General features: G+C 40.2%; 12 protein-coding genes and 1 pseudogene. 3 read left to right on the top strand and 10 right to left on the bottom strand.

What is annotated here, in order from left to right; all coding sequences use genetic code 11:
- Nucleotides 1–31: 31 nt before the first annotated feature.
- Complete coding sequence (locus ACIQCO_RS09235; protein WP_400427674.1) at nt 32–352, bottom strand: respiratory nitrate reductase subunit gamma; 321 nt, start codon at nt 350–352, stop codon at nt 32–34.
- Between the two features lie 101 nt (nt 353–453).
- Here ACIQCO_RS09235 and ACIQCO_RS09230 point away from each other — a divergent pair, with 101 nt between their 5' ends.
- On the top strand, nt 454–1,617 hold the full coding sequence (locus tag ACIQCO_RS09230; protein ID WP_400427672.1) for an acyltransferase family protein: 1,164 nt from the start codon (nt 454–456) through the stop codon (nt 1,615–1,617).
- 126 nt (nt 1,618–1,743) lie between these two features.
- Complete coding sequence (locus ACIQCO_RS09225) at nt 1,744–2,565, top strand: RMD1 family protein (RefSeq protein WP_400427670.1); 822 nt, start codon at nt 1,744–1,746, stop codon at nt 2,563–2,565.
- Nucleotides 2,566–2,634: 69 nt separating this feature from the next.
- On the opposite strand, the gene ACIQCO_RS09220 is transcribed toward ACIQCO_RS09225, so the two are convergent.
- Nucleotides 2,635–3,708: an NAD(P)H-dependent flavin oxidoreductase gene (locus tag ACIQCO_RS09220; RefSeq protein WP_400427668.1), complete on the bottom strand. Its 1,074-nt coding sequence runs from the start codon at nt 3,706–3,708 to the stop codon at nt 2,635–2,637.
- A gap of 135 nt (nt 3,709–3,843) precedes the next feature.
- Nucleotides 3,844–5,160: an MFS transporter gene (locus tag ACIQCO_RS09215; RefSeq protein WP_400427665.1), complete on the bottom strand. Its 1,317-nt coding sequence runs from the start codon at nt 5,158–5,160 to the stop codon at nt 3,844–3,846.
- A gap of 113 nt (nt 5,161–5,273) precedes the next feature.
- Between ACIQCO_RS09215 and ACIQCO_RS09210 the strand changes: the two genes are divergently transcribed.
- Nucleotides 5,274–5,726, top strand: a complete 453-nt coding sequence (locus ACIQCO_RS09210; protein ID WP_400427663.1) for a DUF2269 family protein — start codon at nt 5,274–5,276, stop codon at nt 5,724–5,726.
- Nucleotides 5,727–5,840: 114 nt separating this feature from the next.
- Here ACIQCO_RS09210 and ACIQCO_RS09205 read toward each other — a convergent pair whose 3' ends face one another.
- From ACIQCO_RS09205 to ACIQCO_RS09175, 7 genes and pseudogenes are all read right to left on the bottom strand, one after another.
- A complete protein-coding gene (locus ACIQCO_RS09205; protein ID WP_400427661.1) occupies nt 5,841–6,791 on the bottom strand; it encodes a ribose-phosphate diphosphokinase in 951 nt (316 codons plus the stop codon).
- Nucleotides 6,792–6,903: 112 nt separating this feature from the next.
- Complete coding sequence (locus ACIQCO_RS09200) at nt 6,904–8,004, bottom strand: DmpA family aminopeptidase (protein ID WP_400427660.1); 1,101 nt, start codon at nt 8,002–8,004, stop codon at nt 6,904–6,906.
- A gap of 184 nt (nt 8,005–8,188) precedes the next feature.
- Nucleotides 8,189–9,088: an acetamidase/formamidase family protein gene (locus tag ACIQCO_RS09195; protein ID WP_400427657.1), complete on the bottom strand. Its 900-nt coding sequence runs from the start codon at nt 9,086–9,088 to the stop codon at nt 8,189–8,191.
- Nucleotides 9,089–9,403: 315 nt separating this feature from the next.
- The gene (locus tag ACIQCO_RS09190) at nt 9,404–10,336 is read right to left on the bottom strand and encodes a metallophosphoesterase family protein (protein WP_400427655.1); all 933 of its coding nucleotides are present in this window, start codon (nt 10,334–10,336) and stop codon (nt 9,404–9,406) included.
- A gap of 35 nt (nt 10,337–10,371) precedes the next feature.
- Complete coding sequence (locus tag ACIQCO_RS09185) at nt 10,372–11,973, bottom strand: APC family permease (RefSeq protein WP_400427653.1); 1,602 nt, start codon at nt 11,971–11,973, stop codon at nt 10,372–10,374.
- A gap of 149 nt (nt 11,974–12,122) precedes the next feature.
- Nucleotides 12,123–13,059: pseudogene (mdh, locus tag ACIQCO_RS09180) on the bottom strand (malate dehydrogenase).
- Between the two features lie 41 nt (nt 13,060–13,100).
- Nucleotides 13,101–13,469 (bottom strand): BMC domain-containing protein, encoded by a 369-nt coding sequence (locus ACIQCO_RS09175; protein ID WP_400427651.1) that lies wholly within the window; start codon nt 13,467–13,469, stop codon nt 13,101–13,103.
- Nucleotides 13,470–13,481 lie beyond the last annotated feature (12 nt).

Below are 13,481 nucleotides of genomic sequence, written 5' to 3'. Positions count from 1 at the left end.
TCTTGTTTTCTTAAAAACTATTAAAATATATTTAAATATAAGCAATAAATACCATCTTTATTACAAAAAAGAAAAAGGACAAAGTAACATGAACCTTAAATAAGGTCGGAATCCCTAACATAAGTTCGGATAATGGCTGGAAGGTAAATAGGCTCCGAAACCAAGGGCCGATGGTTAATCGGTACTCATAAGCAACAACAGTCGTACTGTAGATTAGTGTCAAATATGCCCCAAGTGCCGCAATAATGAGTAACAAAACAATCGTAAAATAATCGGCAAACGTGGTATGTACCCGAACCCATGGAAATGAGAACTTTCGAATGATCATGACAACAAGGCCGAATACCACCATTAGTCCTGACACCCTTTCCAAAAAAGACCATAAAAACACTATTCAAAATTTCTTTTCCCATGTAAAATTGGAAATAAAAACAAATTTGAAGGGGTAAAGAAATGAATAATAAAGAGTTAATACGAAGATATGATATTGATTGGCTAAGAAATTTTGGAATCTTGCTATTATTCCCGTTTCATTCTGCCAGAGTTTTTGATCATTGGGATCCTTTTTATGTAAAAAGTGAAACGTTGAGCTGGGGATTAAGCTGGTTTATTTCCGTTGCAAACTTATGGTTTATGCCGCTCCTATTCTGGTTAGCCGGATCGGCCAGTTGGTATGCCCTGCGCGTGAAATCCACATCATTTTTTCTAAAAGAAAGATCCAATCGATTATTGATCCCGCTCTTATTTGGAATTCTCTTCATTGTTCCGCCGCAAGGCTATTTTGCCATACTGGATCACTCTGGGAAATCTGCCGGATCTTATATTATGTTCATAAAAAATTTTTTCACCGATTTAAGTGATTTGTCGGGTTATTTTGGAACCTTTACACCGGCACATCTATGGTTTATCCTTTATTTATTTGTACTTTCAGTTGCTGCATTACCATTCTTTACGTTTTTTAATAACCAAAAAAGAAAAGATAACGTGAATAAGTTTCATAAGATTTTCAGTCATCCATTCATTTTTATGTTACTTTTTATTGTTTTAACCATTGCCCAAGCATTACCTGCACCTGGAGGTCAAAACCCCTTCTACTATCTGGCCATCCTCCTCATTGGATATATATCCTGTAGTGACCCAAGGTATCAAGAAATGTTTAATCGCATTCGTTTCAAGGTGCTTATTTTGGTGTTGATACTCGTTCCAATCTGGGCAATACTTGCAGCACAAAACCAAGACGCGAAAGATTTTTCCACAATCTCTATCTTTCTAACGTTATTTCGATCCCTTATTACGCTGCTTGGACTGATCGTCATCGTTGGCTTTGGAAATAAATTTTTAAATGTCCGTCATAAAATTTTAACCTACTTAAATGAAGCGGCGTTTCCAATTTATATCATTCATCAAAGTGTATTAGTGGTGATCGGCTATTATGTAATCCGATTAGACATGAGTGTTTCGGCAAAATTTATCTTGATTATGCTATCAACACTAATTGCTTCCCTATTAATTTTTGAACTGATCATTAAGCGAACGGTATTGACACGATTTTTATTTGGAGTAAAAATTAAAAAAGCCACACCATTACTCAAACAAGAGCAAAATAAGACAGTTTAAAATTTAGAAACCATTGTCATTCTAATCTATCTATCCTGCTCATAGAAATAATAGTAGTAAGAGATTGATAGAAATGGTGATTATTTTTCTTGCCATTTTACTATTTCACTGGAAAGAGTGATTAGAATGACTCCTATCCACTTTAAGGCATTTGCGATTACGAATGAAATTGATTTAAACCAAATTGCCATTCAATGTGGCATTCCAAAAAAGTTTACCTGGGAGCAGCCTTTGATTTTAAAAGGCGATATTCTCCAATCCATCCTCCAAAAAAAGCTGAACGACTCACAGATGGTGATGGTCTTTTCCTTTGGCAGCGTTGTCTTTATCAATCACTCGCACAACGATGAGATAACCTGCTTTTTGAAATACCTCTATTCCTTTGAGCCGGATATTGAAATCAAAAATACGAATAGATATACCGACGATTACAGTCTTCATATTAAAGAAACCGAAAATATTGAGTTAACGGATGAATATATTGTGGTTCCGGAATATGAGGTTTATTTCCCGGAGTTGATTTCCACTGTCCTCGCCAAATCGGTAGCACTTGAGAAAACGGAGGAGCAGCTCGGAAAAATCCATGATAAACTCGAAACGATGATTGACCGGCTGGAAAAAGGAAGACTGAGAATCGGTAATAAAGAACTGGCGAGGACGACCGCGAAAATCGTCCGTCACGAATACAACACGCTTGCGTATATCATGATATTAGATAAACCTGATATTACCTGGACCAGCAGTACGGCAAACGAATTTTACGACAAGATGGTCGAGTTTTTCGAATTAAATGATAGATATATCATTTTGAAAAATAAAACAGATATTTTATATAACATCATGAATGGTTTTTCCACCATTAGTCATTCCATCCGTGGACTCTTCGTGGAATGGATTATCGTCTTTCTCATCCTCTTTGAGATCATTCTGACGATTATTAAATACTAGTAAAAATGGGTTCAGTCCCACTGGCGCTGTAAAGCTTTATCGCGTCGGGGGACTGAACCCTTAAGTAATTTATTTACTAAAAAGTATTCGTTCTGCACCTGCTACTAACCTTCTTATTAGGTTCTCAGCAGTTATTTCGTTCAGTAATAGCCTTGTAGCCTGCCCAGCCCATAGCGACATATAGTCGGGATTATTTTGTAAAGCTGCTTCCCTGCGAATGTCACTGGTCAATGTGTTTTGCGTTGGGAAGTCGGCAGGAGGTATTTTTGCATCTTGGTAGGCTTTTATAAAAGCATTTTTAATTCCTCTAGCCGGACGGCCTGAAAACACTTTGGTAATAACCGTACTTTCTTCTGTACTATTGATTAGTGCTTGTTTATATACTGGATGTGCACCCGACTCTATAGTAGTTAAGAATGCCGTTCCCATTTGAACGGCTTGTGCCCCTAATGCTAATGCTGCTACAATGCCACGGCTATCCATGATTCCGCCTGCAGCCACCACTGGTACCGAAACAGCATCCACCACCTGAGGGACAAGGGAAAAGGTTCCGATTGAAGCACCAAGAGTATCTTTTTCGATTTCAAATGTTCCTCTATGACCGCCGGCATCACTACCTTGTGCGATGATGATATCTGCGCCCTCATTTTCTGCCAGTTGAGCTTCTCGAACAGTCGTTATCATCGTGGTAACTGTTATTCCCTGTTTCTTGGCCGCAGCCATTTTATCCCGGGGAAGAACACCGAAAGCGGTAGACAGTACAGGTACTTTTTCTGCTAATAGGACTTCAAATTGTTTATCGAAAAAGTTATTTGTCATCACCTGCTGATCCAAATACTTCAAACCTAACTTTCCCCGAATCGGATTCAGTACCTTCTGAGACTCTTCTACTCCTTCATAGTGATCTTGCCAATTGGTACAAAATAAGTTAACGGCAAATGGCTTTGTTGTCCGCTCTTTTATTTTTCGAATCGCCGTTCTTATCTCTTCCGGTTTCATATAGGCCGCACCTAAGGTCCCTAACCCACCTGCATTAGAAACATTGGCAACCAAATCCACAGTTGTCGGGCCTCCAGCCATACCAGCTTGAATAATCGGAAAAGCAATACCCAGTTTTTCACATAGTTCTGTGTTTAGGCGCATAAACAACTTCCTTTCAATTTTAAATGGGAAAAAAGGACAGGTTTATTGTCCCACAAGAAATCTACCAATTTGGAGTTAATCACTTTTAATAGAAGTTGGGACGCCGTGCCTGTCCCTCTGCCCTGCATTTTTTCATTATGAATCCGAACTAATCGGTTTATAACGCGACCATAACACAACCGGGATTAGCAATAGGGAAAAGATGCCTCCTGCTAGTGAGAGTGTTGCGTAACTTGATTGGGCAACCACCATCCCTGAAACTGCTCCACCAGTCGCTCCCGCTAACGCAATTAAAACATCTACCGTTCCCTGTGTTTTTGCACGTGTAGAAGGATGGGTTGCATCTACAATAAGTGCAGTGCCGCAAATCAAACCGAAGTTCCAGCCAAGCCCAAGCAAAGCGAGTGCGATGATGAGAAACAGCATGGAATCGGCTGGTGCAAAAGCTGCAAAAACACCAGCAGCAAGCAGAGTTGCGCCAGCAGCAATGGCCATTGCCGTTCTGCCAATCTTATCAACGAGAATGCCAGTTACGAAGGACGGCAGGTACATGAAGGCCACATGAATGCTGATGACCATTCCCACTTCACTCAAATTATGTCCATGATGCCTCATATGGACGGGTGTCATGGTCATAATGCCAACCATAACCATTTGGGTAAAAATCATTAGTGCTGTTCCAACAACGATACCCCTCCCCTCTAACCTTTGACTATCATTGGAATTCACATTTGAAAGTTCTTCCTTTCCCCTTCTTTTCATTGCTGAAAGGCCGTTAGCTACTAGGAGTGGATCAGGGCGAAGGAAAACTAAGTGTACCAATCCGGCCAGGATAAAAGCTGTTGCTGCCAGTATGAAAGGACCCGCTAAAGTCGGAACACCAATTGACGCAGCAAATCCCCCCATGACATCAACCAGGTTAGGTCCTGCAACAGCTCCAAACGTGGTTGAAACCATGGCAATACTGATGGCTGTTGCCCGCTGTTTCGTATTGGCCATATCGGTACCCGCATACCGAGCCTGGAGGTTGGTTGCTGAACCAGCTCCATAGATTAATAGAGAGGCAAAGAGCAATAGAAGGTTATTAGTCAATGCTGATATCACTACTCCGATAGCGCCAATACCGCCGGTCAAGAATCCCGCGGCAAGTCCTAACCGGCGTCCATAACGTTGAGAAATCCGCCCTACAAGATAGGCTGCTGCTGCAGAACCCAAAGTAAACAATGCAGTAGGCACGCCGGCAAATCGATCTGTTCCTAGCATATCTTGAGCGATCAGTGCCCCAACCGTAATTCCCGCAGCAAGTCCGGCACCTCCAAAAATTTGTGAAATTACTACAACTATCAACGTCCGTCTATATAGCTGTCTTTGGTTTTCCGGAGAATCAATGTAATTTTGTATCCATTTATGTTGACTTTCTAAAGCTTTTGAATCATCTGCTGTATGGGACAAACAATCAGTCCGCCTTTCCTTTTTAAATGTAATAGTAAAATAAAAATAATTGTTCTAATTTTCTAATAAATTAAGTAAAATAAAAAAGTAGTAATAAAGGAGGATAGAAGGATATGACTTTGTACTCATTCGTATTGCTCATTCACATTGTCGCAGCAGTGGTCGGACTTGGTTCAACTTTTGGCATGCCCGTTTTGATGGGTAAGGTAAAAAATGTATCCCAGGCAAAGTTTGCTCTGTCCGTTTCACAAGGAACGGAGAAATTAGCCAAAATTGGAAGTATCACATTGCTGGTAACAGGCATCATCATGGCCATTATGCATCCAGACTTATTTAAGGAAATTTGGTATATTGTATCCATCGTCATTTACATAGCGGTGCAGCCAATTGCAGCAGGGATGCTGCCGAAGAAAGCTAAACTTCAAATGGAGATTCTTGAAAATCATGATGGTGAAGAGCTGCCAGTGGAATATATTAATATAGCTAAACAGGCTATCCCGCTTAATAATACCTTGCACATTTCAGCTATTATTTTAATTATTCTAATGACAATTAAACCATTTTAATACTAAAAAGCAATGGTCTTATAGGATTTTTATTCATTTATTCTCTAAAAATGCTCCCATTTCCATTCGATATAAAAAAGCCAACTACCTTAGATAGTCAGCCTTCCACTAAACTTATTCGAATAAAGGACTTACTGCTTTTTCATTATGAATCCGATCGATCGCCTCTACAAGCAACGGCGCAACGGAAATCATTTTTATTTTTTCTATCATTTTCTCTTCCGGTAACTCAATCGTATTCGTCACTACTAATTCTTTAATCGATGACAGTTGAATTTTTTCAATTGCTTGCTCGGTGAAAACAGGATGAGTACATCCCGCATAGATAGATGTTGCTCCGTATTCTGCTAACGCCTTAGCAGCGGATGTTATCGTTTCAGCTGTATCAATTAAATCATCAATAATAATAGCATTTTTCCCTTCAACATTCCCAATGACATTGAGGATTTCGTATTCATTTTCTTCCAGTTTTCGTTTATCGATAAGTGCAAGCGGAGCATGTAAAAGGTTCGCCATTTTTCTTGCTCTCCCGATGCTGCCATTATGCGGCGCAACGACAACAATATTGTCCAATCCTTTATTTTTAAAGTACTGTGTAAGGATAGGAACGCCAAATAAGTGGTCAACGGGAATATCAAAAAATCCTTGTAGCTGTGGTGTATGGAGATCCATTGTAAGAACTCTAGTTGCGCCTGCAGCTTCTAACAGGTTCGCTACTAGTTTCGCCGTAATCGGTTCCCGAGAACGAGCCTTTCGATCTTGGCGTCCATAACCATAGTAAGGAATGACCACATTAATTGTTCTCGCAGAAGCCCTTTTCAAGGAATCCAGCATAATCAGAAGCTCCATAATATTTTCATTAACCGGGTAGGAAGTCGATTGAACAATAAATACCTCACTGCCACGAACGCTTTCTTCAATATGAATTTGAATTTCTCCATCACTAAATTTAGATATAGAGCATTTGCCCAACTCACAGCCCAAAAGCTCTGCCATCTCGGCTGCAAGCGCTTGATTTGAATTCAATGTAAACATTTTAAATCTGTTATTTAAATGATACGTCACCTTTTATCCTCCACACTGTATAAATTCGAATGATGCCTTTACTCCAATCATTTCATCTTATTTTACTATATTAAACAACATTGTGGTAGGAAAGGCTTCCACAAATAACTTCTTAAACCCGATTATATTCTCTCATTACTCGCAAAAGTTCTTCATGATTGATTGCGTGGACTATTTTCCCATATGGTTTAACGGTAGTCATTGATTCCGCGGCAATCAAAGCATTAACGACTGATTCATCCAATGCTTGGCAAACAGCTTCATAAATTGGGTCAAATCCTTCATCATTGACAAATTCCATCGTCAATTTTTCTTGTGATAATTGGAGAATATCCATTTCATTGGCAGTTGAAAAGGCAAGAAAAATATCACCTGAACTATTTCCCCCAGGGCTCCCGCTCCTGCCAATTCCAATTGCGGCACGCTTAGCAACCCTTTTTAGTTGATGGGGAAGCATTGGAATATCTGTCCCTATAATGACAATGATTGAACCTTGTTCCTTTTCTAAAAGCTTTTCATTACTCATATGTTTTCCGACAGGGACACCTAGAATGGTAAGCCATTCACGTATACCAAAGTTTGCTTGAACCAGAACACCGATATGAAGCTGTTGACCATTAATCGTGACAACACGTGAAGATGTTCCCGTTCCCCCTTTAAATTCGTAACAGATCATCCCCGTCCCTCCGCCAACATTCCCTTCGGCTACTGGTCCTGGTTGAGCCCCATCAATTGCTGAGAGAACATGCTCTTCAGAAATATGCTGACCGTTAATGTCGTTAAGAACACCGTCATATGTTTCAGCAATCACGGGCATCGCCCATAAATGTTCGGTGCTGAATTGTTTTTCATAGTTATTCACCATCCATTTTGTTGTAGCATGGTGAGCAATTCCAACTGAATGGGTATTTGTAATACAAATTGGACTTAGAAAATAGCCTCCATCATTCACCCAATGCACGCCTGTCATTTCACCATTACCATTTAGACTGTAAAACCCTGCCCAAATCGGCTGCATTTTTTCTTTTTTACCACGAGGTAAAATGGCTGTCACCCCAGTTCGGATTGGACCTTTACCGATCTGAACTTGTCCTTCACCTTCTATGATTGTGGTAAACCCGATTTCTACACCTGGAACATCTGTTAATGCATTAAATTCCCCTGGAATACCAGGAAATGGCAATCCAAGATCTCGTGCTCGCTTTTTGCTCATAGTCTTTTTCCCTCCTTTAAGTCGGATGATATGTAAAAAAAGTAAAGTTCTCATTTCCAGACTTTGTTTGGGTCAGTCCCCTTTCTATTTCATACAAGTGGGACTGACCCGCTTTCCATAATTCTAATAAAATCTGCGATTCATGACCTTCTCTGTAAAAAAAATTTGGATTGATGAAGCAGGTCTACTTTGTTTTGTAATTATATTGATCCAATATCCATTGTGGCAGCTCCATTCGTGCTGTCATTAATGGATCAACAACCTGACAAATTCTTAAGTCACCAACTAAGGATAAGAGCATTGCTGCTTCATCAATTGGCAGTCCAAGCTGTTCGACGATAAACGTGTGCATATTTACCGTTGCAAGTTTGCCCGCTTCATCCAATGTTTTTGCTGAGGCAATCGTTATTAGTCTCTCTTCACTAACAAGCATTGGTAAAGGATAGGATTCTCCTTTTATAACATCCACTTTGATGGTTACTTCTCCCGGAATTTCCAATCCGCATATGACAATTTCCCCGTCTGCCATCACCGCATGTAAATCACCCATCGACAGGAGCGCACCGGAGACATTGACTGGTAAATATAAGGTGGAGCCTTTTATGATTTTTTTACAGTCCATATTGCCGCCGTGATCACCCGGAGTTCCAGTAGGAATATCCCCGTCTGCAGGTGCGGTGCCAATTACACCAATCATCGGTTTAATGGGAATCTGAATTTTCTCGTTGAAAATCGCTTTTCCGTCTTGAATAGCAATAATTTTTGTCGTTTCGCCGGTCACAATATCACCAAGTACTCCAAGTTTCGGAGCCGTCGTCATGACACCTTTGTGTTCGATTTTAATATCTGTTATTTCCACTTTTAAAATATCCCCAGGCTCCGCCCCTTCTACAAATAATGGACCCGTAGCCGGATTTATTTTATCCCAGCCGACTGAGCTAAAAGGCTGGTCTTCCTGCTGAATTTGATTACTGAAGCAATCATACGTTTCAAAAATGACAGTACTTCCCGGCTGTACCTTTTTCACAGCTGGATTGTTGCGTGACATATTCAGTACACACTGGCCTTTATAAATAATTTCCATTATTACGACTCCTTCCTCTTACAATTTAACGATTTTTAAAGCTGTTTGGTAAACATTTTTGCAAAAATCATAAGCAAATTTATAAAGTATCCATTACCGGTGTAAATTTACACCACTTTATTGATTGTTTACGAGCCCATGCCAGTCTATCAGCGAATTTTACGGTTCAATCGGCGAATTTCGTGGTTCTATCGGCAATTTTGCTGTTCTATCCGCGAATTTCGGTATTTTATCGGCGAATCTACGAAAGCAGCAATCTAGAAATAGCCATCTTAAAAGAACTGTCATTTCATAAAGAGTAATAGGACTATATCATTAACCTGCTGTTAAAGTATAAGACACGTTCCCATCAGCACTAACATCCAACAGGGCTCCTCTAAGCAAGCCTTGGTCATAATCTGTTCCAGCATTGATACAGATTGTTCTGCCTATAGTGGTCACTCCACGGCTTTCATGAACATGACCATGTAAGGAAAGCATGGGTTGATATTTTTCAATGGCATCACGCACAGCTTTACTTCCTATTGGCGCCGTTGCTAAGGAATCACCGTCTAGAACCGGCTTTAACTCATCATCGTACAGGGTCCCTTGATCTAAATCAGTGTCGTAAGGAGGGATGTGAATATTAAAGATGCATTTATTCATATCCTTCACCTGTTTGGCAGCGTTTTCAATTTTCTTCGCTAGTTCTTCCTCACTGTACTCACGAGGATACTTAAATACACTTGGTTTTCCACCGCCAATTGAAAGAATTTCAAATCCATCTATCTCAATAATTTTTTCATCCCCATTTTGAACAAAACTTCCGGCATTGAGAAACTCATCAAGATAAAAGTCATCCACGCTCCCTGGAATCATTATACAAGGAATTCCTGCTGCTTTAAACCGTTCATCAGCCATTTCGATCCACTGCCTGAACACTTCTATTTGCTTCTCTTTAATAATCCGCTCTGCATCGCTCTCAATTAATTGATTTAGCTCTTTTTCTGACACTAAGTAAGGATAGAATCCTGCATCCCGTAAATTCCGTTCCAAATCTGGGAGTTCATTTACTTTTTTCACTTTCACAGTAGATCCATAATATTGGCACGTATAAATACCCGACTTTTCAACTATCGGGACGACCATTTTCCCTGTAAAGTCGCCGCCATATATGACTAAATCGGCTTTATAGAACTTACCGGCATTAGTGAATTTTCGAAACGCGGTTTCTCCTCCATGCAGATCGCCTGCATAAAAAATTTTCAAATTCCTCACCCCATATTATTTTTTAGAAGAGTTGATCAGTCTGAAGGAATCTCCTGGAATTGGATATCGATATCGATCCCTTTCTTAGCATGATGACGTTTCATCACAAAATAGATGATAATCGGGATAAACATTAAACACAGGGATACAACAATCATCGTAAATGGTAAATCTCCTCTTAAAAATGGAATTAGGAGATAGTAACAAATCGAGACGCTGATTGCTAAGGTTAACCAGCCTAAAATGGTAACTAAATGGACCCCTAAGAATTTTGTCTTTACGATTGGAGGTGAAGAATTAAACAATATTTTCTTTCTGGTTGAAAAAACAATACCAGCAATCCCCAGGAAGATCCAGGCTAAGAACCAAGTGAAAATAGTGTAAGCAATATTTGCCGTCCATGAAGGGACGAAAATGTCGAGCATTAAGAAAAACCAGGCACCAATGATAACGGTTCTTAATGCGTACGTAGGTGAATTAGTCTTTTTATTGAGTTCCATAAATTTACTAGGAATTAAACGGTCAAACGACCAAGCAACCATATTACGTGAAGGTCCAAAACCTAAACCAGCAGCTGATCCAAAGGTCGCAACCGCAAAGCAGATCGCAATTAAAAAGACAAAAACGGGACTCTTTGTCATGATCCCAATCATGATGGTGATAAATGGATCATATCCCTTGAACGGATAGGCTTCATGACCGGAATTATAAAGATAATACAGGCTATTGGACCAGATATCGCCAAAGTTGATATAGGACAACGAGTAAAAAATCGCCCAAACTACCATTAATATCGCCAGTGATCCAAATAATGCCATCAACTGAGATTTTTGTACGTTTCGAACTTCTCCTGCTAGATTTGCCCCAAAGGTTGAACCTAGTGTATTGAGAATAATATAGGTGGAACCCGCCATAATAGTCGCACCGAAGAGGAACTTAGTCGTATATCCATCTGCTTTTGCAAGTTGAATGACATCATTATAGGCTAAACCTGTAAGCTGTGAAAAATTAGCGGCAAAGGTTCCTTGCCCTGTGATTAGGTTAGCAATAATAAAGACAACAGCGCCTACCAGGGTAGCACCCAATGTTAAATACGCTAATCTTACCATCCACTTTGTTCCTTTATAATAGATAAAATAGATGAACAGCAACAATCCTGTGCCAATAATGGCATGCATGTAATTACTATTAAAAAACTCCGCTAAATGAAGCCATCCTGCGTCATTCCCATTAATAAGTGCGATTGAATAGAAAAATTCTACTACGGACCATTTAATAATCCAGTTTAACAGGATTCCAGTCCACGAGATGGAAGTAAACGTAATCATAAAGCTCGCCATCAGTCCAATCGCCGGATGAAGGATCCGGCTAATGTAGATATATTCACCGCCCGACCTTGGCATCGAGACTGATAATAACCAATAGAGACCTGCGATAATGAACATCTGGGCAACAGCCAAAATTGCCCAAACCATATGAGCGCCTGGATATAAAAATGGTGCCCACATAATATAAACGAGCGCAAACATCAATCCTGGGTTTGCAGCTGAGTAAATCATTGTGTCAATGGGACTAATTTGCCGTGCAATTCCACCGGTAGATTTCTGTTCAAACAAAGCGAGACCAGCTTTAGACATTTTTTCTCCCTTCTCTCCTTAAAAGTTAACAACTGGGGTGACATTCTCAATGACTTTCCAGCACCGAACCTTCCATTTTCAATGAGTATACCTATTTATCCACCCCTCTAAGTGGTTCTGAATATTTAGATAATTATTTTTAAAAATTTTTATCTTAGTTGGTTTATGACTCTCTTTACAGATTGGGCTGAAAGGTCTAATGCCTCCTTTTCCTCAGGAGCGAGCGGTAATTCGATAATACTTTCTACACCGTTCCCACCGAGGATAGTGGGAACACCCAGATAAATGTCCCTATATCCGTATTCACCTTCCAAATAGGCAATCGAAGGTAAAATTCTTTTTTTGTCTTTAACAATTGCCTCTGTCATTTGTACAATTGCAGCAGCAGGTGCATAATAAGCACTTCCTTTACCGAGAAGAGTAACAATTTCCCCCCCGCCATTTCGGGTACGCTCAACAATCTCCGCTATCTTTTCTTCCGAAAGAATTCTTTCCAAAGGGATCCCCTGCATACGAAAAGCGGATTAAAGGAACCATGGAATCTCCATGCCCTCCTAAAACAAACCCAGAAACATCTTCGACGGATATATTTAACCCCCGCGCAACAAACGTATTAAACCTTGCTGTATCGAGCACCCCCGATTGCCCGATCACCCGGTTTTTCGGAAAACCTGTCGTTTTGTAACAAACATAGGTCATTGCATCGACTGGATTACTCAATACTAATACAAAACTATTAGTAGCATAGGCTGCGATATTTTCGGATACCTCTTTGATCACTTTCGCATTTATTGCTACTAAATCATCCCGGCTCATCCCTGCTTTTCTTGCTACTCCCGCAGTAATGATTACGAGGTCAACATCCTTCAAATCTTCATAATTAGAAGTGCCAATAATCGCGGAATCAAACTTATGGACGGAACTTAATTGCAGCAGGTCCAATGCCTTCCCTTTAGTTGGGTTCACCATAGAAGGAATATCTACCAGAACAATGTCCCCCAGTTCTTTTTGGGCAATCATAAGGGCGATTGTCGTTCCGGTATATCCGACGCCAATGACAGCAGATTTTTTCCGTTTGAAGGACATGACTAACCTCCTTCTTCAGATGAAATAAGTTTGGGAGCAAACTACTCCTTCACTTCATCTTGATTGCTTTCATTTTCTGCATCTTTTTTATTCACCTTAGGCTTATTGTCCATTTTATTCGCTTCATACCCATCCGCCGCTTTCATTCTAATTAAGTGATTTGTACCCAAATCAGGATGAGGAATGACATGAAAGGCAACTAGGGCACCCCTTCTTTTCGCTAGTTCTACACCAGCTTCGACGGCAGCTTTTACCGCACTTACATCTCCTTCTATTAAAATTGTCACAAGTGCAGCGTCCACCATCGATTGCTGTACAAGTTGGACATAAGAATTTTTTAACATCACGTCTGCTGCCTCAATCGAGGTAGCCAACCCTCGCGTTTCTATCATTCCTAATGCCTTTGTCACCGGCCTGCCCCC

The organism is Neobacillus sp. NPDC093127 (genome assembly GCF_044754175.1).
Classification (GTDB): Bacteria; Bacillota; Bacilli; order Bacillales; family Cytobacillaceae; genus Neobacillus.
The sequence above is the reverse complement of the archived record's forward strand: the minus strand, read 5'-3'. Positions and strand labels throughout refer to the sequence as shown.

Coding starts and splice junctions, on each gene's coding strand:
- ACIQCO_RS09235 (WP_400427674.1), bottom strand. CDS start 352: ATGGTGGTATTCGGCCTTGTTGTCATGATCATTCGAAAGTTCTCATTT.
- ACIQCO_RS09230 (WP_400427672.1), top strand. CDS start 454: ATGAATAATAAAGAGTTAATACGAAGATATGATATTGATTGGCTAAGA.
- ACIQCO_RS09225 (WP_400427670.1), top strand. CDS start 1,744: ATGACTCCTATCCACTTTAAGGCATTTGCGATTACGAATGAAATTGAT.
- ACIQCO_RS09220 (WP_400427668.1), bottom strand. CDS start 3,708: ATGCGCCTAAACACAGAACTATGTGAAAAACTGGGTATTGCTTTTCCG.
- ACIQCO_RS09210 (WP_400427663.1), top strand. CDS start 5,274: ATGACTTTGTACTCATTCGTATTGCTCATTCACATTGTCGCAGCAGTG.
- ACIQCO_RS09200 (WP_400427660.1), bottom strand. CDS start 8,004: ATGAGCAAAAAGCGAGCACGAGATCTTGGATTGCCATTTCCTGGTATT.
- ACIQCO_RS09195 (WP_400427657.1), bottom strand. CDS start 9,088: ATGGAAATTATTTATAAAGGCCAGTGTGTACTGAATATGTCACGCAAC.
- ACIQCO_RS09185 (WP_400427653.1), bottom strand. CDS start 11,973: ATGTCTAAAGCTGGTCTCGCTTTGTTTGAACAGAAATCTACCGGTGGA.